This is a genomic window from Pseudomonas sp. CROZ-RG-20F-R04-15 (assembly GCF_022662375.1).
Lineage (GTDB): Bacteria > Pseudomonadota > Gammaproteobacteria > Pseudomonadales > Pseudomonadaceae > Aquipseudomonas.
Genome location: NZ_JAKNQL010000008.1, coordinates 199,270 through 218,060, shown reverse-complemented (window position 1 = coordinate 218,060; position 18,791 = coordinate 199,270). Strand labels below are relative to the sequence as shown.

Here is an 18,791-nt window from a genome sequence, read left to right as displayed (position 1 = left end):
TCACTGGCCCCCCGCGAGCTGAGTGTGCATCTGCTGGGTGGTCAACGCCTTGGCCGATACCTCCCACCAGGTGTTGAGGCCTTCGTCGTACGCCGGTTGCACGGGCGGCATGCCGAAGCGGTTCTGATACACCGTCGGCGTGCCTTTGGAGTAGTAGTTGGGAATCATGTAGTAACCCCATTGCAGCACCCGGTCGAGGGCGCGGGCGTAATGCACCATGGTTTCGCGGGTGTTGGCCTGGACCAGCCCGTCGATCAGTTGATCGACCGCCGGATTGGCCAACACCATCGAGTTCGAGCTGCCGACTTGCGTGGCACTTTGCGAGGCGTACAGGCTGTACAACTCGCGGCCGGGCGAGACGATCGGATCGCCGCTGCGCGGGAAACTGGTGACGATCATGTCGTAGTCGCGGGCGTTGAGGCGGTTGACGTATTGCGCTGAATCGATCCGCCGCAGATTCAGGGTGATGCCGATCTGCGCGAGGGTGCGTTTGAACGGCAGCAGCATGCGATCGAAGCCGCCCTGACCGTCGAGAAAAGTGAACTCCAGCGGCTCGCCAGCAGCATTGACCAAACGATTGTGTTGCGGCGTCCAGCCAGCCTCGGCGAGCAGCCTCAGCGCTTGCAGTTGCTTGTCGCGGATGTAGCCGCTGCCATCGGTTTTCGGGGCCTCATACACCGTGGTGAAAACCTCGTCAGGAACCTGTCCGCGTAGCGGTTTGAGGATCTTCAATTCTTCAGCGTCGGGCAGGGCGGTGGCGGCCATTTCACTCTTTGGCCAGAAGCTGTTCTGGCGCACGTAGAAGCCGCGCATCATCTGTTTGTTTGTCCACTCGAAATCCCACAGCAGGCTGATCGCCTGACGCACGCGGCGATCCTGGAAGATCGGGTTCTGCAGGTTGAACACAAAGCCTTGGGCGGCGGTGGGTTTTTCCGGCGCCAGAATCGACTGCTGCAAGCGCCCGTCGCGCAACGCCGGGCTGTCGTAGCCGACCACGTAGCCGGAGGAGGAAAATTCGCGGTTGTAGTCGAACGCACCGGCCTGCAACAACTGGCGGGCGACGTCGGTGTCGCCGTAGAAATTCACTGTGAGGGTGTCGAAGTTGTACATGCCGCGACTGACCGGCAGGTCCTTGCCCCACCAGTCCGGATCGCGCTGGAAACTGATGCTGCGCCCGGCGTCGACCTTGCTCACCCGGTACGGGCCGCTGCCCAGCGGTGGCTCGAAACCGCCGCCATTGGCGAAGTCGCGGGTTTTCCACCAGTGTTCGGGGACGATGCGCATCGTCGCCAGATCCAGCGCGAGGGTGCGGTTGAGGTTGTTCTTGAAGGTGAAGCGCACCTGTCGCGGGCCTTCGATCAACACGTCCTGAACGTCGGCGTATTGCTGGCGATAACTCAGGCTGCCCTTGGTCATCAGCAGGTTGTACGTGTAGCGCACGTCTTCGGCGGTAATCGGCGTGCCGTCGGCGAAACGTGCTTTTGGATTGAGGGTGAAGCGCACCCAGAGTCCATCGGGGTCGCGCTCGATCTGCTGCGCGACCAATGCGTAAACGGTGTACGGCTCGTCGAGTGAACGGAACGCCAGCGGCGAGTACACCCAGTCGTTGACCTGCACCACGGAAATGCCCTGATCGGCGTAAGGGCTGATGTAGTTGTACTGGCCGATTTCCATCGACGCGCGGCTCAGCGAACCGCCCTTGGGCGCGTTGGGATCGACGAATTCGAAATGCTGGAAATTCGCCGGATACTTCGGCGCCTCGCCGTACACCGTCAGCGCATAACTGCCAGCGGCCAGCACCGAGGTGCCGGTGCACAGTAGCGCACTGCCCAAAAGCAGGCCCGCCATGTTGCGCAAAAAACTCATGCAATCACTCCTCAAAATCCCTGAAAGTCCACGGACCCAATGTGGGAGCGAGCCTGCTCGCGAAGGCGTCTTGTCAGCCGACATCTCTCTTGCTGATCCACCGCTTTCGCGAGCAGGCTCGCTCCCACAGGGGGAGATGTGTTCTGTTTCTGGTTAGAAGTGGTAAGTCATGCGCGCAAATAACGTGCGGCCCAGCGGGTCGGTGTAGCGCGGGTCATAGCCGCTCTGGAAGTTGTAAGCCTGGTTGGAAAACGGCGGATTGCGGTCAAACACGTTCTTCATCCCGGCATCGACATCCAGCACCTTGTTGAAGGTGTAACCGGCCGACAGGTCCCACACTGAATACGACGCCACGCGCGCGTGGGTATCGCGGTCGTAGTCGTTGTAGCCGGTGGTGAAGCGGTTGGTCAGTGCTGCCCGCGCCGCGCCGAAGGTCCAGCTGCCGGTGAGGTTATGCTTCCAGCGCGCGATCACGCCGTCACCTTCGAAGTCGCCGACCTTGTCGGTGAACGGGCCTTTGATGGTGCTCTGGAAGTCGTACTCGTCAACATAGGTGCCTTGCAGGCCCAGACCGAACTGACCGTACGGCGTGTTCGGGAAGCGGTAATCCAGCGACACGTCGACACCGTTGGTTTCGACGATGCCGAGGTTGGCGTTGCCGGTGACGATGTAGTTGAGCGTGCCATCGGCGTTGCGCACAAAACGGTCCTGATAGGAGCCGGCCTGATCAAACACGGTGGATTCCGGGAATGGCTGGATCTGGTTGGAAATGTGAATCCACCAGAAATCCAGACCCACCGAGAGGTTGTTGATCGGCTGATAGACGAAGCCGAGGGTCACGTTGCGCGCCTTCTCCGGGGCCAGGTCTTCGTTGCCGCCGATCTGGTTGAGGAACTGCTGACCGCAATCGCGGCCGCCGTTGCCGCCCGGTTGTACCACGCCGCCGGTACACAGCACCGGGTCGTTGTAGTAGCCCTGGGTGTAGGTGATGCTGCGCGGCGAATACAGCTCGTACAGCGATGGCGCACGGAAGCCTTCGCTGTAGGCGCCACGCACCACCAACTCTTTCAATGGCTGATAACGGAACGAGTATTTCGGGTTGGTGGTGCTGCCGAAGTCGCTGTATTTGTCGTGACGCACGGCGGCGGACAGTTCGAGGCTGTCGAGCACCGGCACGTTGATTTCCGCGTAGGCAGCTTTGACGCTGCGGTCACCTTCGACACTGCCGGCCGGGTCGATGCCGAGGCTCTGGATGTCGCCGGCGAAGGACTCGAAGTCCTGGTGGAATTTCTCTTTGCGGTACTCGCCACCCAGGGCCAGACCGGAAGGGCCGGCACCGAACCAATCGCCGATTTCACGGCTGATACGACCATCGAAACCGGCTACACGACCCACAGCAGTGGAGTAAGCGCCGTGATACGCCGCGTTATCGATGTATTGCTGACCGGCGGCGGACTGTGGGCCGAACGGGTTGAGCAAACCGCTGGCCAGACCGTCGATCATTGCCTGATCGCTGACATAACCGCTGGTGACGCTGGAGACGATTTTGTTCTGGTTGTACGAGGCGCCGACGTTGTAATCCCAGCCACCGACCAAGCCATCGAAGCTGAGCAAGAAGCGCTGGCTGGTGTTCTGGTCTTTCGATTCGCGCGGGCCGGCAGCAGTTTCACGCCAGTTCACATCGACCGGTTGCGTCGGGTCGAGGGCGAAATCGGTCGGTGCCGGGGTGATGCCATTGCCGGGGTAGTAGGGCGATGAGCCGTCGAGGCTCAGACCGGTCAACGGCGCAGGGCCGACCGCCGTGGCGTTGTTGTTGCGCGACCAGAAGTATTCGAGGTTGACGTTGTGATCGTCGCCGAGCTTGCCGGTGGTCTTGCCGAAGAACGAGGTCTTCTCGGTTTGCGGCACCAGGTCGATGAATTCACGGGTACTGAAGCGGCACAAGCCGTCGCGGGCGATCAGGTTGGGGCCGTTGCAATTGCTGTTGGCCAACGGGTTGGTCGCGTTGCCGTTCTGGCTGTAGTTGCCGGGGAACGCGGTGCCCGAAGTCTGATCGAGACCGCGACCGGGCGCGTAGTCGGTGGCGAAGGAGCGGTCGTTGGCGTCGAGGTTCTGCTGCTTGTTGTAGTTGAACACGCCAAGGACGTTGAAGCGGTCCTCCTCCAGATCGCCGTAGCCCCAACTGGCGCTCATGTCCTTGGTCGCACCGCCGCCGCTGTGGGTCGGGGTTTCGCCGCCGAGGGTCAATTGGCCGTCAGTCAGGGATTTCTTGGTGATGAAGTTGATCACACCGCCGATGGCGTCGGTGCCGTACAGGGCCGAGGCGCCGTCGCGCAGCACTTCGACGCGCTCGATGGCGGCAAACGGGATCATGTTCAGATCCACCGCGCCGCCGGCCGAGTTGGTCCCCGACAAGGCGTTGTTGGCCAGACGTCGACCGTTGAGCAGCACCAGCGTCTTGTTCGCGCCGATGCCGCGCATGTCGGCGAACGAGGCGCCGCCAGTCGCCGCGCCCACGGAGCCGGCGCTGTTGTTGATCGACTGGCTGCCGGTGATGCGCTGCACCAGTTCGGCGGTGGTGGTCACGCCCTGTTTGCGCAGCTCATCGGCCTTGAGAATGGTGATCGGCACCGCCGTTTCCGCATCGACCCGGCGAATCGCCGAACCGGTCACTTCCACCCGTTGCAGTTGCGTGGTTGGCGCAGCCACCGCCGCAGCTGCCGGGACGGCAGCGTTGTCGTCCTCGGCCGCCTGCACAGTCCCGGCGCCCATCCCCATGGCCACCAGATACAACGGAACAAAACGGTGGCGAGAAATCGTTGCCACCAAGGGTTTGAGCGTGAAGCGTGGAGTGTTCATCAGCATGGTTATTTCCGACTTTTTAGACGTTATCGAATTGGCCTTGTGAGCCCCTCATTGCTCCGCTATCGGTGATACCGCGTGCGGAAAACCACTTTCTTCAAGCAAGCCGATCCCCTCCGAAGACGCGTGGCGTTTTTTCGGTCGGCTGGTTGCGACGGGAGTCAGCGAACGGTGGCGGGCGTGTCCCTCAAGGCGCGCCCGCCACCGCACTCAATGGGTGGTCATCACCGAAATCTTGGTAATGCCCGAGCGTTCGATCGACGCCATGGCCTTGGCCACCTGGCCGTAATTGACGGCGGAGTCGGCCTGCAGCTGCACGCGGACTTCGGCGTCCTTGGCCTTGACCTCTTTAAGGCTGGCTTCCAGCGATTCCGGGGCCAGCTCGGTTTTCGCCAGATAGAACTTGCCGTCCTGATCGACGCTGACCACCACCGGGTCTTTCTTCTCGGCGGGGGCGACGGCGTCGGTTTTTGGCAGGTTGACCTTGATTGCGTTGGTCATCAGCGGCGCGGTGACGATGAACACCACCAGCAGCACGAGCATCACATCGACCAGTGGCGTGACGTTCATTTCGCTGAGCACTTCATCGCTGTCCTGAGTAGAAAAAGACATCAGCTGGCCTCCCGCACGGCGGCTGTGGTTTTGCTGGCGATGGCCTGGCGGCTGATGGAAAACGCGCTGCGCGAGGCGAGGGCGTCGAAGTCGTGTGCGAAGTCATCCATGTCTGCCGAAGCGAGTTTCAGACGACGCAGGAAAAAGTTGTAAATCAGCACCGCCGGTACGGCGACGGCGATACCCACGCCGGTGGCGATCAGTGCGTGACCGATCGGACCTGCCACCGCTTCCAGGCTGGCTGAACCGGTTTCGCCGATGCTTTTCAGCGCTTCCATGATTCCCCACACGGTGCCGAACAAACCAATGAACGGCGCGGTGCTGCCGATACTGGCGAGGATTGCCTGGCCGTTTTCCAGCGAGCGGCGTTCCTTCTGGATCTGCTGGCGCAGGTTGCGCTCGAGGCGATCCGAACGGTTGATGGTGTGCGCCAATTGCTGCGTGGTGCGCGGCGAATCTTCCACCAGCAGCGCTTCGAAACCGCTGCTGGCGATGCGCGCCAGCGAACCAGGATACTGGCTGGCGTGTTCGGCGGCGGTGAGCAGATCCGGCGCGCCCCAGAAGGCTTTAGTGAACTGCTTGTTCTGCGCTTTCTGGCGCAGGTACTGCGCCGACTTGACCAGCAGGATCGCCCAGCTGACCACGGAAAACAGCACCAGACCCCAGAGCACGCCGGGGACAATCATCGAAGACAAATCGTTCATGGTGATACCTCGCTTGCGTTATTCGGTTGTGCGTTGATTGAGCGTTCGGTTATTGCGGCAATTTGAAATCGATGGTCTGCGTGGCGAAGCCGTCGATCGGCGTTTCACCGCGTTTGGCCGGAATAAACTTCCAGTTCTTCACCGCAGCGACAGCGGCGTCATCCAGTTGCGGCTTGCCACTGGATTTGGTCACCGTCACTGATCCTGCGCGACCGTTGGCGAGCACCTGAATGCGCAGCACCACGCTGCCTTCCCAGTTGCGTCGCAGGGCCAGCGACGGGTATTCCGGTGGCGGGTTGCCAAGACTGGCGAGGCCGGAAACGGCTGCCGACTCCTTCACCGGACCTGGCGCGGCGGCAGGGGCCGGTGGCGCGCTCGGGGTGGCTGGCGCAGCGGGTGCAGCCGGTTGTGCCGGGGCCGGTGGAGCTTTCGGCGGCTCGACCTTTTTCACCGGTTTCGGCTTCTCGACCGGTTTCGGTTTTTCGATCGGCTTGGGTTTCTCCACCGGTTTCGGTGGTGGCTTGACCGCATCTTCGTCTTCCACCGGTTGTTCCGGCTCCGGTGGGGGAGGCGGCGGCGGTGGCGGTTCCGGGGTAGGCGGTGCCGGTGGTGTCGGGCTGGTCAGCTCGACGGTCATTTCCGGAATCTGCGGCGGCGTTGGCAATGGCTCGGTTCTGGACTGCTGGAGAAACCACCAGGCACCGCCGTGTATCAGCGCCGACACAGCCACCAGCAACACCATCTGCTGTTTATTCAGACCGCCGGGTTGTGAGGTATTGGCTTTGAAGGCCGGCCTGCCCGGAGGCGGCGGAATTGGCGCTTCCCGCAACGACCCCGGCAGGGTTCTGTGCTTTACCGCATCGTTCATTAAAGCTCCCTCGGGTGGATGAAGGGCAATAAGGTGCCGTCCGAACATTTGGCTGATGTTCGAGTGGGTGGGTGTAACTTTCTTCAAGGTGTGCAGAAGCCGATAGTTGAACTATCCGGTGAACAAGGCTTGTGCAAACTTACTGGCTTGGCGCTATCGATTTCGTCTGTTCATCAGCCATTCCCTGGTTGTTCTTCTATTGCCTAAGACAACGGTCGGTGTCTCATGCTTGTTACACATAGCAACCGCTGTGCCACATGTTGCTGAAATGTAGAGTGCGTATTTCATGAGTGTTACCCATGTCGCATTTATATAAGTTTTACCCTCGTCATGGTTTTTCCAAGGCGCGCAGATTGCCGTGACTCCGGTTGAGAGAGCTTTTTCACAGGCGAGTCAGGCTGTGCGCCATATCCCGCGGGTTGGCGGGATAGAGCGGCTGCGCAGCTGGCGGCCAGGGCACTTGCTGGTGCGCGGCGGACTGAATTGGTGCGGGTCAATGTTTTAGCGGCTCACGGGGCATGTTCCTTGTTGTTGTTTAAATGAAATCGCTGTTTGAAGTATTGAATAGTTCAAATCCGTGGAGCAGTTTTGGTGCACTTGCAATGGCGCTGAAAGTTATTGTTCGACAATCCTGCTGTCGTTCAATGCACACTGCATTCGTGCAATAACTGCCCGAGTCTTATTTAAAAAATAAATAGCACGCTGCCGTCGGCCAATGACTCATTGCCGAACGCAGTGCGCTGTCGAGGTGTCAGGTAATAAAGTAAGTGTGAAGGCAGCCGGGACTGTTCGAATGAACTCGGCGGCGAACGGATAAATGCAAAGAGGTTGTGATGCGGCAGAGCGTTTGAAGATTCACGCGGTGAACTCCTTGTTGCCAGCTCGGATACGCGAACTTTTGGTTCGGTATCGCACCTTACAAGAACGCGGATAGCGTTCGATGATTGCTCTTGGTGCGGGATGGGCACCGCCAGCGCTGTTTTGCGAGGTTTGAATTCGCAAGTCGCGAGTGCATGGGAAAACCGTGCCAAAACCGATACACAGACAGATTATTTCTACACCCGCGCTACAGCCATCTACCCTGTGGCAATGGCCTTTTCGGGGGGATTGGATATGTACCAGCTCTACGGGCACAGAAATTCAGGCGCAGCGGCCATCGAAGCGGCGCTGGAACTGTGCCAGATCGCTTACCGCTTCATTGATATCGAAGCCAGCACCGAAGCCGCCGAGGCGCTGGCGCAGCTCAATCCACTCAAGCAGATACCGACGTTGCAACTGCCCGATGGCAGCGCCATCACCGAGAGTGCGGCGATCCTGATTCATCTGGGCCTGACGTTTCCCAAGTCCGGCCTGCTGCCAGCCAAAGCGGAGGATCGCGATCAGGCGATTCGCGGTCTGGTCTACATCGTCAGCAACTGTTATGCGGCGATCGGCGTCATCGATTATCCGGAGCGCTGGCTGCTGATGCCCGACGAAGCCTCGCGGCAGAATCTGGTGGCCGGCGCGCGTGAGCGATTGCACTGGAGTTGGGAGGTGTTTGCCGACCAGTTTTCCGCCGAGCTGTATCTGGATGACGAAACGCCGGGGGCACTGGATGTGCTGGCGGCAGTGGTGACGCGTTGGGCAGGGAGCCGCGAGCATTTGCGTCAGACGCGACCGGGGTTTTCTGCGTGGTTGCAGCGGATTGACCGGCACCCGGTGCTGGCACCGGTGTTTGCCCGGCATTGGCCGTCCTGACCGACGATGATCGTTCCCACGCTCTGCGTGGTAACGCAGCCCGGGACGCAGAGCGTCAAAGGAGGCATTCCCACGCGGAGCGTGGGAACGATCAGGACAGGGGGCGGCGGTGTCTTTGGGATTTATTCCCCGCGAATGTACTGCTCCAGCTGCTTGATCAGCTCCGCCTGTTCGGCAATCGCTTCCTTGACCAGGTCACCGATCGACAGCAAGCCGATCAGCTTGCCGTTCTCGACCACCGGCAAGTGCCGCAGGCGTTTGTCGGACATGATGCCCAGGCAGGTGTCGACGGTTTGATGGGTGTCGACGGTGATCACGTTCGCCACCATGATGTCGCGCACCGGTGTGCCCACGGATGAGCGACCATGCAGCACCAGTTTGCGCGCGTAGTCCCGCTCGCTGATGATGCCGACCACCTTATCGTCTTCGACCACCAGCAAGGCACCGACGTTTTTCTCGGCCATCTTCATCAGCGCTTCGAGCACCATGTGATCAGGTTTGATCTGGTGCACTTCCTGATTTTTCTGATCTTTGAGCTTGAGCAGTTGGGCGACGGTCTTCATGGCGGTTACTCAGGTGTTGTCGTTGTTATTCAAGCATCGTAGACGCAAGCGCGCAGGGCAAGGTGGCAAAGCGGCAGATAACACGCAAAAAACGTCATTCGCCGGTTTTTTCCGTGGTTGGCGCCGATTTATCGCCAGAGTCATCCCACGCAATGCCGCGTAGAATGCCCCTCTGTTTCAATTCCTGAGGTTGCAGTGGTGGATTTACCGCAGGGCTTCGTCCTGACCCGGCATTGGCGCGACACAGCGGCCGGCACCGAAGTCGAGTTCTGGCTGGCGACCGACGCCGGGCCGCGCCGTGTGCGCTTGCCGCATCAGCCGTCGGTGGCGTTTATTCCCGCTGAGCAGCGCGCGGCGGCCGAACGTCTGCTGCACGACGAAAAGAACGTCGAACTGCGCCCGCTGGCCTTGCAGGATTTCGAGCATCGCCCGGTGCTGGGGCTGTATTGCCAGCAACACGGCCAATTGATGCGCCTGGAAACCACGCTCAATCGCAACGGGGTCGACGTCTTCGAAGCCGACGTTCGCCCGCCGGAACGCTATCTGATGGAGCGTTTCATCACCGCACCGGTGCGGTTCAGCGGCACGCCCGATGCCGACGGCGTATTGCTCAACGCCCAGCTCAAACCCGACCCCGATTACCGACCGAGACTGCGACTGGTCTCGCTGGACATCGAAACCACCGAAACCGGCGAGTTGTATTCGATCGCCCTCGAAGGCTGCGGCGAACGTCAGGTGTACATGCTCGGTGCGCCGAACGGCGACGCCAGCATCGTCGACTTCGACCTTGAATACTGCGACTCACGCACGGTCATTCTGAAGAAACTCAACGACTGGTTCGCCCGCCACGACCCCGACGCGATCATCGGCTGGAACGTCGTGCAGTTCGACCTGCGCATCCTCCACGAACACGCACGGCGCCTCGGCGTGCCGCTGAAAATCGGTCGTGGTGGCGAAGAAATGCAATGGCGCGAACACGGCAGTCGCAATCACTACTTCGCCTCGGCGGCGGGACGGTTGATCATCGACGGCATTGAATCCTTGCGTTCGGCGACCTGGAGTTTCCCTTCGTTCAGCCTGGAAAACGTCGCGCAGACCCTGCTCGGCGAAGGCAAGTCGATCGATAATCCGTACCAGCGCATGGACGAAATCAACCGCATGTTTGCCGAGGACAAACCGGCGCCGGCCAAGTACAACCTCAAGGACTGCGAACTGGTCACGCGTATCTTCGCCAAGACCGAACTGCTGACCTTCTTGCTCGAGCGCGCCAGCGTCACCGGATTGCCAGCGGACCGCAGCGGCGGCTCGGTGGCGGCGTTCACCCATCTGTATATGCCGTTGATGCACCGCCAGGGTTTTGTTGCGCCGAACCTCGGCACCAATCCGCCGCAGGCCAGCCCCGGCGGATTTGTCATGGACTCGCAACCGGGGCTGTACGAATCGGTGCTGGTGCTCGATTACAAGAGCCTTTATCCGTCGATCATCCGCACCTTTCTGATTGACCCGGTGGGCCTTATTGAAGGCCTGCAACACCCGGATGACGCCGATTCCGTGGCGGGTTTCCGTGGTGCCCGATTCTCGCGCACCCGCCATTGCCTGCCGTCGATCGTCTCGCGCGTTGCCGAAGGTCGTGAGATCGCCAAACGTGAGCACAACGCACCGTTATCGCAAGCGCTGAAAATCATCATGAACGCCTTCTACGGCGTGCTCGGCTCCAGCGGCTGCCGCTTCTTCGATACGCGGCTGGCGTCATCGATCACCCTGCGCGGTCACGAAATCATGCTGCGCACGCGCAAGCTGATCGAAGAGCAGGGCCACGCGGTGATTTACGGCGACACCGACTCGACGTTTGTCTGGCTGCGTCGCCCGCACGGACAGGAAGAGGCGGCGAACATCGGTCATGCGCTGGTCAAGCACGTCAATGATTGGTGGCGCGCGCATGTGCGTGATGAATATGGCCTGGAAAGCGCCCTCGAACTGCAGTTCGAAATTCACTACAAACGCTTTCTGATGCCGACCATTCGCGGCGCGGAGGAGGGCAGCAAAAAACGTTATGCCGGCCTCGTCACCCGTGCCGACGGCAGCGATGAAATGGTCTACAAAGGTCTGGAAACCGTGCGTACCGACTGGTCGCTGCTGGCCCGGCAATTCCAGCAGGAACTCTACGAGCGGATCTTCCAGCGCAAGCCCTATCAGGATTACGTGCGTGACTACGTGCGCAAAACCCTCGCCGGTGAATTCGATGATCGCCTGGTCTACCGCAAGCGCCTGCGCCGCACCCTCGACGATTACGAGCGCAACGTACCGCCGCACGTGCGCGCGGCGCGCTTGGCCGATGACTACAACGCGCAACACGGGCGACCACGGCAATACCAGAATGGCGGCTGGATCAGCTATGTCATCACCCTGGCCGGCCCGGAACCGCTGGAAGTGCGCCGCGCCGCGATCGACTACGACCACTACATCACTCGGCAGCTGCAACCGGTGGCGGATGCGATTCTGCCGTTTGTCGACGACGACTTCTCAACCCTGATCGGCGGGCAACTGGGCCTGTTTTGAGTCGAGCAGTTGCAGCGTCCATTCATCGAGAATGCCGTGGAAGTAACGCTCCAGCGCCTGATTGAACAGGCTGTCTTCAGCGGCAAATTGAGCGAACAGCGTCATCGAGGAATGAAATTTCAGGTCATCGGGATGGCCGAAAATCTCCGCGATCGAGCGCTGTGGCACATTAAGCACAAGCTGCGTGCCGGTGCGTAGTCGGGCGCCGAGCAGCTCGTGGGCCAGATAAGCCCGGGCTTCCTCGGCTGAACCGATAGCGTAGCGCCGGGACATTTCACTGCCGCCCAGACCCGCGAACTGCGGGAAGACAAACCACATCCAGTGGCTGCGCTTGCGGCCGTCGTCGAGCTCGCGTTGCACGCGCTCGAACACCGGGTCCTGGGCCTGGACAAAACGTTGCAGGTTGAACGGGTCGTACTGATCAGTGCTTCTCATCGCGAAGCCCTCGCCAGCCGCTAGCTCAAACCATGGCCAGCCGCTGCTTGCGTTGTGGCGCTTGAAACGCCTGGTCCAGCGCCGCCAGATCCCCGGCCTCCAGTTGCAGTTGCGCGGCTTGTGCATTGAGTTGCACATGTTCCGGTCGCACAGCCTTGGGAATCGCAATCACACCATCCTGACGCAGAATCCACGCCAGCGAAACCTGCGCGGGGGTTACACCATGACGAGCGGCAATTTCATTCAGCACCGGTTCAGCCAGCATCGCGCCGCCCTGGCCGATCGGACAGTAAGCCATCAGCGGCATGCGCTGATGTTGGCACCATGGCAGCAGATCGAATTCGATGCCGCGCTCTTCAAGGTTGTACAGCACCTGATTGGTCGCACAGGCCGAGCTGGACAGCTCTTCGAGATCGTCGACATCGAAATTCGACACGCCCCAACGGCCGATCTTGCCGTCCTCGCGCAGGCGCTCGAAGGCCTCGACGGTTTCTTCCAGCGGATACTGGCCGCGCCAGTGCAACAGATAGAGGTCGATGTAATCGGTGTCGAGTCGGCGCAGACTGCGCTCGCAGGCCTGCGGGATGCCTTTGCGGCTGGCGTTGTGCGGGTAGACCTTGCTCACCAGAAACACCTGATCGCGCAGGCCGGCAATGGCTTCGCCAACCACGCTTTCGGCGCCGCCCTCGGCGTACATTTCCGCCGTGTCGATCAGGGTCATGCCCAGCTCGATCCCCGTGCGCAGCGCCGCCACTTCACGCTTGTGCGCCGAGCGATCTTCACCCATGCGCCAGGTGCCCTGGCCAATGATCGGAACCTGGACGCCTGCCAGTTCGAGGGTACGCATGCAAACCTCCTTGCTGAATGTGTCGATACCTTTTAGTGGGCAGCAGGATAGCGCAGGGCTTCAAAAAGCAAAAAGATCGCAGCGTGCCGCAGCTACAGGGGGAACGATCAACTGTAGGAGCTGCGGCACGTTGCGATCTTTTGATCTTCGTTTTTACTTGGCGGAGAACTTCAACACCACGCTGTGGCTGTAAGTCTGCCCCGGATCAAGCCGAGTACTCGGGAAGTCCGGCTGATTCGGCGAGTCAGGATAATGCTGAGTCTCCAGGGTAAACGCGCCCCAGTGCGGATACACCTTGCCACTCTTGCCCTTGACCGTGCCGTCGAGGAAGTTGCTGGTATAGAACTGCACACCCGGCTCCGTGGTGAACAACTGCAGCACGCGACCGGACTGCGGATCACTGACCTCAGTCGCAACTTTGCCGATGTCACCCTTGGTATCCAGCGCCCAGTTGAAATCAAACCCACCCTGTTTCGGCTCAGCAAACTTCAGCTGCGGATGATCAGCCTTGATGTGCGTGCCAATCGCGGTCGGCTTGGTGAAGTCCATCGGCGTGCCGGCCACGGGCGCCAGTTCGCCGGTCGGGATCAGTTTGGCGGTGACCGGGGTGTAATGGCTGGCGTGCAGCGTGGCGACCTGTTTGAGAATGTCGCCATTGCCGGCACCGGCGAGGTTGAAGTAGCTGTGGTTGGTCAGGTTGAGCACGGTCGGTTTGTCGGTGCTGGCCTTGTAGTCGATGCGCAGTTCGTTGTTGTCGGTGAGGCGATAGGTCACTTCGGTGGTGAGGTTGCCGGGGAAGCCCATTTCGCCGTCCGCTGACAGATAGGTCAGGGTCACGCCGACCGAATCCTTGTCCCTGGTTTCCTGTGCCTTCCAGACTTTCTTGTCGAAGCCCTGCGTGCCGCCGTGCAGCGCGTTGGTCTTGTCGTTCTGCGGCACTTGATAGTGCTTGCCGTCGAGTTCGAACGCACCTTCGGCCAAGCGATTGCCGAAACGGCCGATGGTCGCGCCGAAGTAGGCGGTGCCTTTCTGGTAGCCCTGGACATCGTCGAAGCCGAGCACGACGTCGTCGAATTTGCCGTGTTTGTCGGCGACTTTCAGCGATTGCAGGGTCGCGCCGTAGGTGATCACGGTGGCTTGCATGCCGTGGCTGTTGCGCAGGATGTATTGCTCGACGGGCGTGCCGTCATTGGTTTTGCCGAAGGCTTTGTGTTCGGCGCTGAGGCCGGCCGCGTTGGCGGAAAGGGTGGCGATCATCAGGGACAGTCCGAGGCCGGAGAGCAGGTGACGGGATTGAAGCATGGTAGACCTTCCTTCTTGTTGTTGTTTTCAGAGCGAAACTAGTCAGGCTATTTGTTGGTTGGAGTGAAATTTATAGCTGATTAATCGTTTATTTCAACAATAAAGACAGACTAATTGGTTGTGGCTAAGGTGCCGAAGGTCGGTTGGTCATGCGCACCACTGCACTTTTTCGCAATCGGCGGCTCTATCCATGGCCAGGATGCGGTGACTCCCGCCGCACAGGAATGTGCCTGTTCGAGATTTCATGCCGAGAGTTTTTGCCCTGATCGCTGCTTTTTTCCGCCGCCCGTGCCTGTTGCTGGCGTGTTTGTCGTCGCTGCTGTTCAGCGGTTGCAGTCACCAGGACGGCAACGGTTTCTTCAACCAGATGCGTGACGGTCAGCCGCAGGAATTCCTGCAGACCAGCGTCGACCGCATGGCCACACTGGCGATGCGCGACAACCTCAACAGCCTCTATCGCTTGCAGGGCAAGCTGTACTTGCGTAACCCGGAAGAACTGCGCAAGTCAGGCTTTCTCAACATCCATGCGGCCGTGAAACAGGTGCGCCAGGCCATCGAGCAGCAACAACCGCTGCCGGTGCTTGGCGGGCGCAAGGATCTGGCCGCGCTCAGCTATGCGATGAGCCCGGAGTTTCTCGGTGACCGCGTCGGCGCGTTCATCTATGCGATCGGCAGCATGCTGGTCACCGCCCACGGCAATCGCACCGAGTTCTACATGACCGACGCGATCAACCCGACGTTCGTTCACAACGCTGCACGCAATATCGAAAAAGCCACGTGGATTTTGTCCCAGCGACAAAACAAGGAAGGTCAGCCGCTGCTGTTTTCCAATGAGATCTCGGAGGAGGGCAGCAACCTGAGCTTCGCCACCGAGTTCGGCAAGATCGTTGCGCGACTGGACCTGATCACGCAGATGCTTGATGAGCGTTACCGGCGGATCGGCCTCAACTACGCGCAGAGTTTGTTGTTCCTGAATTTCCTTCCGGTGCAGTGAGTGCAGAGATCCAATGTGGGAGCGAGCCTGCTCGCGAAAGCGGTGGATCAATCAACACTTCAGTGCCTGAAAGACCGCATTCGCGAGCAGGCTCGCTCCCACATTGAATCAATAGTGCAGGTGATTTTTGTATACAATCCGTCGCCACTATTGATCAAAAAGGAGCTGCACCTGTCATGACCGACCCCGCAAGCGCCGATTTCACTCGCGTCGACCGCACCGCCCGTGCGGACAAACTGCCCTATGCCGCGTTGCTGGCATTCGCCATGACCGGTTTCATCGCCATCCTCACCGAAACCCTGCCGGCCGGGCTACTTCCGCAAATCGGCGCCGGGCTCAACGTCAGCGAAGTGCTCGCCGGGCAACTGGTGACGCTGTACGCGCTGGGTTCAATTGTCGCGGCGATCCCGCTGACCGTCGCCACGCGCGGCTGGCCCCGGCGGCGGGTGTTGTTGATGACGGTTGGCGGGTTTCTGGTGTTCAACACCGTCACCACGTTCTCCAGCCATTACGGTCTGACCCTGGCTTCGCGTTTTCTTGCCGGGATGGCGGCGGGGTTGTCGTGGGGGATCATGGCCGGTTATGCACGCGGCATCGTGCCGGTGCATCAACAGGGGCGAGCGCTGGCGATTGCCATGCTCGGCACGCCGGTGGCGCTGTCGTTGGGCACGCCGGCGGGGACGTGGCTGGGCAATCTGATCGGTTGGCGTGCCTCGTTCGGGATCATGTCGGCGCTGGCCCTGGTGTTGGCAGCATGGATTGTCATTGCGGTGCCGGATCGTCCGGGGCAGGCCAGTGATGAGCGTCTGCCGTTGCTTGAGTCGATGCGTTTGCCCGGCGTGCGGCCGGTGCTGTTTGTGGTACTGACGTGGATGCTCGGGCACAACATTCTCTACACCTACATTGCACCGTTTCTGATGCAGGCCGGATTGGCTGATCGGGTCGATCTGGTGCTGCTGGTGTTTGGCCTGTGTTCGCTGGTGGGGATCTGGATCATCGGCATGCTGGTGGATCGCTGGTTGCGCTGGTTGACCTTGATCAGCCTTGCGGTGTTTGCGCTGACGGCACTGGTCTTGGCGCTGGCGGCACCGTCACCGCTGGTCATTTACGCGTGCATGGCGGTGTGGGGCTTGTCGTTTGGCGGTTCGGCAACGTTGTTGCTCACCTCCGCGGCCGACTCTGCTGGCGATCACGTTGACGTGGTGCAGGCGATGCTTACCACCTCGTGGAACGTGGCAATCGCCGGTGGCGGCTTGTTCGGCGGCTTGCTGCTGGATCGGGCAGGGGCGATGTCGTTTCCGTGGGCGCTGCTGATTCTGTCGCTGATCGCGTTGGCCACAGTGTGGATCAACAAGACCCACAGCTTCAAACCGGGCCGAAGGATGCACTAACTCTGGAAACCACCGCTTCACCCTGTGGGAGCGAGCCTGCTCGCGAAGACGTTGTGTCAGTCGATAAATGTGTCGGATGACCCACCGCATTCGCGAGCAGGCTCGCTCCCACAGGGGGTAATCGTGGTGAGTTCGATATGGCATAACGATAGACCGCATCGATATATGTGGTTATAAGAAAAATCGCTATGCTGCGGGCCAGATTTTTCCTGTCGTTTTTCTGGACGGTTTAATGGAATTGGCAAATTTCGGCCTGGTGATTGCCGGGCTGGTGGTGGGTTTTATTGTCGGCATGACCGGTGTCGGCGGCGGTTCGTTGATGACGCCTATCCTCTTGTGGTTCGGCATCAACCCGGCAACGGCAGTGGGCACTGACCTGCTGTATGCCGCCATTACCAAATCCAGCGGCGTCCTCGTTCATCGCAAAAACAAGAACATCGACTGGGCGATCACCGGCTGGCTGACCCTCGGCAGTGTGCCGGCGGTGGCCATGACCCTGTGGTTTCTCAGCACTTTGCATACCGCGCCGGACGCGATGAACGCCATCATCAAACAGGCGCTGGGCTTTGTGCTGTTCGCCACGGCGCTGGCGATCTTCTTCAAGAAACGCTTGCTCGACTTCGCCCACAAACGCGCGGGTGGCAACTACAACCCGAGTGGTTCGCGGCTGAACGTGATGACCGTGATCACTGGTCTGGTTCTTGGCACCATGGTCGCCCTGACCTCGATCGGCGCTGGCGCCCTCGGCACTGTCGCGCTGTTCATCCTTTATCCGCTGCTGCCGACCCGTCGCCTGGTTGGCACCGAAATCGCCCACGCCGTTCCGCTAACGCTGGTCGCAGGCCTCGGCCACGCGAGCATGGGCAATATGGATTGGGGGGTGCTGGGCTTTTTGCTGGTCGGCTCGCTGCCAGGCATCTGGCTCGGCAGCCACCTGACCGGACGCATCTCCGATGAAGTGCTGCGCCCGTGCCTGGCGACGATGCTGGTGTTGATCGGTTACAAACTGGCGTTCTGATCCGGCCATGAGTGAAACCACTGTCCATTGCGCAGGCCGTCTCGCCATCACCGTCGAACCGCGTGAGATGCGCATGAGCCATTGGCTGTACGCGCCGCGTGTGGTCGATCTGCAGCAGCAAAAAGTGCTGCTGGATCTGAGCGAGAGTCTGTGGGATTTGCTCGGTACCGCCGACGAGACGGCCAATGGCATTGAGCTTCTGCTGCGCAAGTACCCGGGCGATCGGGCGTCGCTGAGGTTGAGTGTTGAACTCGACAGCGGTGAACTCAAGCTCGGTGGACAACCCGTCGACCCCTCGCAGTTGCTCTCGGCACTCGATTCAGTGCTGGAGTGAGGCGGCACAGCTTGCGGTGGACCGCCTCACCACGGGGTTAGCGCTCAATGGCGTATTTCATCACCGTCACCGGCAAATCGTCGTAGACCAGCTCTTCCACCACTTCCCAACCCAGTCGCGCATACAGCGACTGCGACGTGTCGGTGTACAGATACAACTCCCGCACACCCAACGCCGCCGCTTCTGCAACCACTCGATTGACCAGTTGCGAAGCTATCCCGCGACCGCGTTCCTCAGCCTTCACATAAACGCCAGCCAGCCATGGCGTCAGGTTCGGGCGCAGCTTCAGATCGTTCTCGATCAGCAGCGCGCCGCCCAGCAAACGTGAACCTTCAAGCGCCACCACCACGCTGGGCACCGCACCTTTGCCACAAGATTCACGCATATGCTCGATGCGGTGCTCAACGGTTTGCCCGGGACGAAACTCGCCCCACTCCTTGAAGTTGAGTGTGGCCAGTTCTTCAATCAATTCGGGGTGATCGCACAGGTAATCGATGTGCATGCGGGTGAACTCCATTTCATGGGCAGAACCACCACCCTAATGCGGTCATAAAAGGTAATCAAATCCGCGTTGCGATCACCTCGGATATGTTGCGCAATGTCGCGCCTGTCCTAAGCTTCTGACTAGGCGGAAGATATTTGCCGGGTTGTCCCGGAACAATCGCCACGATGCGCAATCATTAGAGCGTGGATATCAAA

General features: G+C 60.3%; 16 protein-coding genes. 6 read left to right on the top strand and 10 right to left on the bottom strand.

What is annotated here, in order from left to right:
- The 5 genes from L8H52_RS14590 to L8H52_RS14570 form a co-directional block, all read right to left on the bottom strand.
- Window positions 1-1,866 (bottom strand): extracellular solute-binding protein, encoded by a 1,866-nt coding sequence (locus L8H52_RS14590; RefSeq protein ID WP_242207522.1) that lies wholly within the window; start codon window positions 1,864-1,866, stop codon window positions 1-3.
- A 153-nt stretch (window positions 1,867-2,019) separates the two neighbouring features.
- Window positions 2,020-4,731 carry a TonB-dependent receptor gene (locus L8H52_RS14585; RefSeq protein WP_242207523.1) on the bottom strand — a complete coding sequence of 904 codons (2,712 nt, stop codon included), beginning with the start codon at window positions 4,729-4,731 and terminating at the stop codon, window positions 2,020-2,022.
- Between the two features lie 207 nt (window positions 4,732-4,938).
- Entirely contained in the window at window positions 4,939-5,340 is a 402-nt protein-coding gene (locus tag L8H52_RS14580; protein ID WP_007918272.1) for a biopolymer transporter ExbD, read from the bottom strand.
- Window positions 5,340-6,044 carry a MotA/TolQ/ExbB proton channel family protein gene (locus L8H52_RS14575; protein WP_007918273.1) on the bottom strand — a complete coding sequence of 235 codons (705 nt, stop codon included), beginning with the start codon at window positions 6,042-6,044 and terminating at the stop codon, window positions 5,340-5,342. Before L8H52_RS14575 ends, L8H52_RS14580 begins: the two co-directional genes overlap by 1 nt.
- 49 nt (window positions 6,045-6,093) lie before the next feature.
- A complete protein-coding gene (locus tag L8H52_RS14570) occupies window positions 6,094-6,912 on the bottom strand; it encodes an energy transducer TonB (protein WP_242207524.1) in 819 nt (272 codons plus the stop codon).
- Window positions 6,913-8,025: 1,113 nt separating this feature from the next.
- Here L8H52_RS14570 and L8H52_RS14565 point away from each other — a divergent pair.
- The gene (locus tag L8H52_RS14565) at window positions 8,026-8,649 is read left to right on the top strand and encodes a glutathione S-transferase (RefSeq protein ID WP_242207525.1); all 624 of its coding nucleotides are present in this window, start codon (window positions 8,026-8,028) and stop codon (window positions 8,647-8,649) included.
- A 122-nt stretch (window positions 8,650-8,771) separates the two neighbouring features.
- On the opposite strand, the gene L8H52_RS14560 is transcribed toward L8H52_RS14565, so the two are convergent.
- The gene (locus L8H52_RS14560; protein ID WP_008084932.1) at window positions 8,772-9,212 is read right to left on the bottom strand and encodes a CBS domain-containing protein; all 441 of its coding nucleotides are present in this window, start codon (window positions 9,210-9,212) and stop codon (window positions 8,772-8,774) included.
- 198 nt (window positions 9,213-9,410) lie between these two features.
- Here L8H52_RS14560 and L8H52_RS14555 point away from each other — a divergent pair, with 198 nt between their 5' ends.
- Complete coding sequence (locus tag L8H52_RS14555; RefSeq protein ID WP_242207526.1) at window positions 9,411-11,771, top strand: DNA polymerase II; 2,361 nt, start codon at window positions 9,411-9,413, stop codon at window positions 11,769-11,771.
- Here the strand turns inward: L8H52_RS14555 and L8H52_RS14550 are convergent.
- From L8H52_RS14550 to L8H52_RS14540, 3 genes are all read right to left on the bottom strand, one after another.
- Window positions 11,736-12,206, bottom strand: a complete 471-nt coding sequence (locus tag L8H52_RS14550) for a DUF1810 domain-containing protein (protein ID WP_242207527.1) — start codon at window positions 12,204-12,206, stop codon at window positions 11,736-11,738. The two genes, L8H52_RS14555 and L8H52_RS14550, sit on opposite strands and share 36 nt — an antisense overlap.
- Before the next feature lie 25 nt (window positions 12,207-12,231).
- The gene (locus tag L8H52_RS14545) at window positions 12,232-13,053 is read right to left on the bottom strand and encodes an aldo/keto reductase (protein ID WP_242207528.1); all 822 of its coding nucleotides are present in this window, start codon (window positions 13,051-13,053) and stop codon (window positions 12,232-12,234) included.
- Between the two features lie 153 nt (window positions 13,054-13,206).
- Window positions 13,207-14,355: an aldose epimerase family protein gene (locus L8H52_RS14540; RefSeq protein WP_242207529.1), complete on the bottom strand. Its 1,149-nt coding sequence runs from the start codon at window positions 14,353-14,355 to the stop codon at window positions 13,207-13,209.
- A gap of 244 nt (window positions 14,356-14,599) precedes the next feature.
- Between L8H52_RS14540 and L8H52_RS14535 the strand changes: the two genes are divergently transcribed.
- From L8H52_RS14535 to L8H52_RS14520, 4 genes are all read left to right on the top strand, one after another.
- A complete protein-coding gene (locus L8H52_RS14535; protein ID WP_242207530.1) occupies window positions 14,600-15,349 on the top strand; it encodes a hypothetical protein in 750 nt (249 codons plus the stop codon).
- 176 nt (window positions 15,350-15,525) lie between these two features.
- A complete protein-coding gene (locus tag L8H52_RS14530) occupies window positions 15,526-16,740 on the top strand; it encodes an MFS transporter (protein WP_242207531.1) in 1,215 nt (404 codons plus the stop codon).
- 232 nt (window positions 16,741-16,972) lie between these two features.
- Window positions 16,973-17,758 (top strand): sulfite exporter TauE/SafE family protein, encoded by a 786-nt coding sequence (locus L8H52_RS14525; protein WP_242207532.1) that lies wholly within the window; start codon window positions 16,973-16,975, stop codon window positions 17,756-17,758.
- A 7-nt stretch (window positions 17,759-17,765) separates the two neighbouring features.
- Complete coding sequence (locus tag L8H52_RS14520; protein WP_242207533.1) at window positions 17,766-18,092, top strand: hypothetical protein; 327 nt, start codon at window positions 17,766-17,768, stop codon at window positions 18,090-18,092.
- A gap of 37 nt (window positions 18,093-18,129) precedes the next feature.
- Here the strand turns inward: L8H52_RS14520 and L8H52_RS14515 are convergent, their stop codons facing one another.
- The gene (locus L8H52_RS14515) at window positions 18,130-18,594 is read right to left on the bottom strand and encodes a GNAT family N-acetyltransferase (protein ID WP_242207534.1); all 465 of its coding nucleotides are present in this window, start codon (window positions 18,592-18,594) and stop codon (window positions 18,130-18,132) included.
- Window positions 18,595-18,791: the final 197 nt, after the last annotated feature.

Excerpts from the sequence above, each read along its gene's own strand:
- L8H52_RS14590 (WP_242207522.1), bottom strand. The coding sequence starts at position 1,866 with ATGAGTTTTTTGCGCAACATGGCGGGCCTGCTTTTGGGCAGTGCGCTA.
- L8H52_RS14585 (WP_242207523.1), bottom strand. The coding sequence starts at position 4,731 with ATGCTGATGAACACTCCACGCTTCACGCTCAAACCCTTGGTGGCAACG.
- L8H52_RS14580 (WP_007918272.1), bottom strand. The coding sequence starts at position 5,340 with ATGTCTTTTTCTACTCAGGACAGCGATGAAGTGCTCAGCGAAATGAAC.
- L8H52_RS14575 (WP_007918273.1), bottom strand. The coding sequence starts at position 6,044 with ATGAACGATTTGTCTTCGATGATTGTCCCCGGCGTGCTCTGGGGTCTG.
- L8H52_RS14570 (WP_242207524.1), bottom strand. The coding sequence starts at position 6,912 with ATGAACGATGCGGTAAAGCACAGAACCCTGCCGGGGTCGTTGCGGGAA.
- L8H52_RS14565 (WP_242207525.1), top strand. The coding sequence starts at position 8,026 with ATGTACCAGCTCTACGGGCACAGAAATTCAGGCGCAGCGGCCATCGAA.
- L8H52_RS14560 (WP_008084932.1), bottom strand. The coding sequence starts at position 9,212 with ATGAAGACCGTCGCCCAACTGCTCAAGCTCAAAGATCAGAAAAATCAG.
- L8H52_RS14550 (WP_242207527.1), bottom strand. The coding sequence starts at position 12,206 with ATGAGAAGCACTGATCAGTACGACCCGTTCAACCTGCAACGTTTTGTC.
- L8H52_RS14545 (WP_242207528.1), bottom strand. The coding sequence starts at position 13,053 with ATGCGTACCCTCGAACTGGCAGGCGTCCAGGTTCCGATCATTGGCCAG.
- L8H52_RS14540 (WP_242207529.1), bottom strand. The coding sequence starts at position 14,355 with ATGCTTCAATCCCGTCACCTGCTCTCCGGCCTCGGACTGTCCCTGATG.
- L8H52_RS14535 (WP_242207530.1), top strand. The coding sequence starts at position 14,600 with ATGCCGAGAGTTTTTGCCCTGATCGCTGCTTTTTTCCGCCGCCCGTGC.
- L8H52_RS14530 (WP_242207531.1), top strand. The coding sequence starts at position 15,526 with ATGACCGACCCCGCAAGCGCCGATTTCACTCGCGTCGACCGCACCGCC.
- L8H52_RS14525 (WP_242207532.1), top strand. The coding sequence starts at position 16,973 with ATGGAATTGGCAAATTTCGGCCTGGTGATTGCCGGGCTGGTGGTGGGT.
- L8H52_RS14520 (WP_242207533.1), top strand. The coding sequence starts at position 17,766 with ATGAGTGAAACCACTGTCCATTGCGCAGGCCGTCTCGCCATCACCGTC.
- L8H52_RS14515 (WP_242207534.1), bottom strand. The coding sequence starts at position 18,594 with ATGCACATCGATTACCTGTGCGATCACCCCGAATTGATTGAAGAACTG.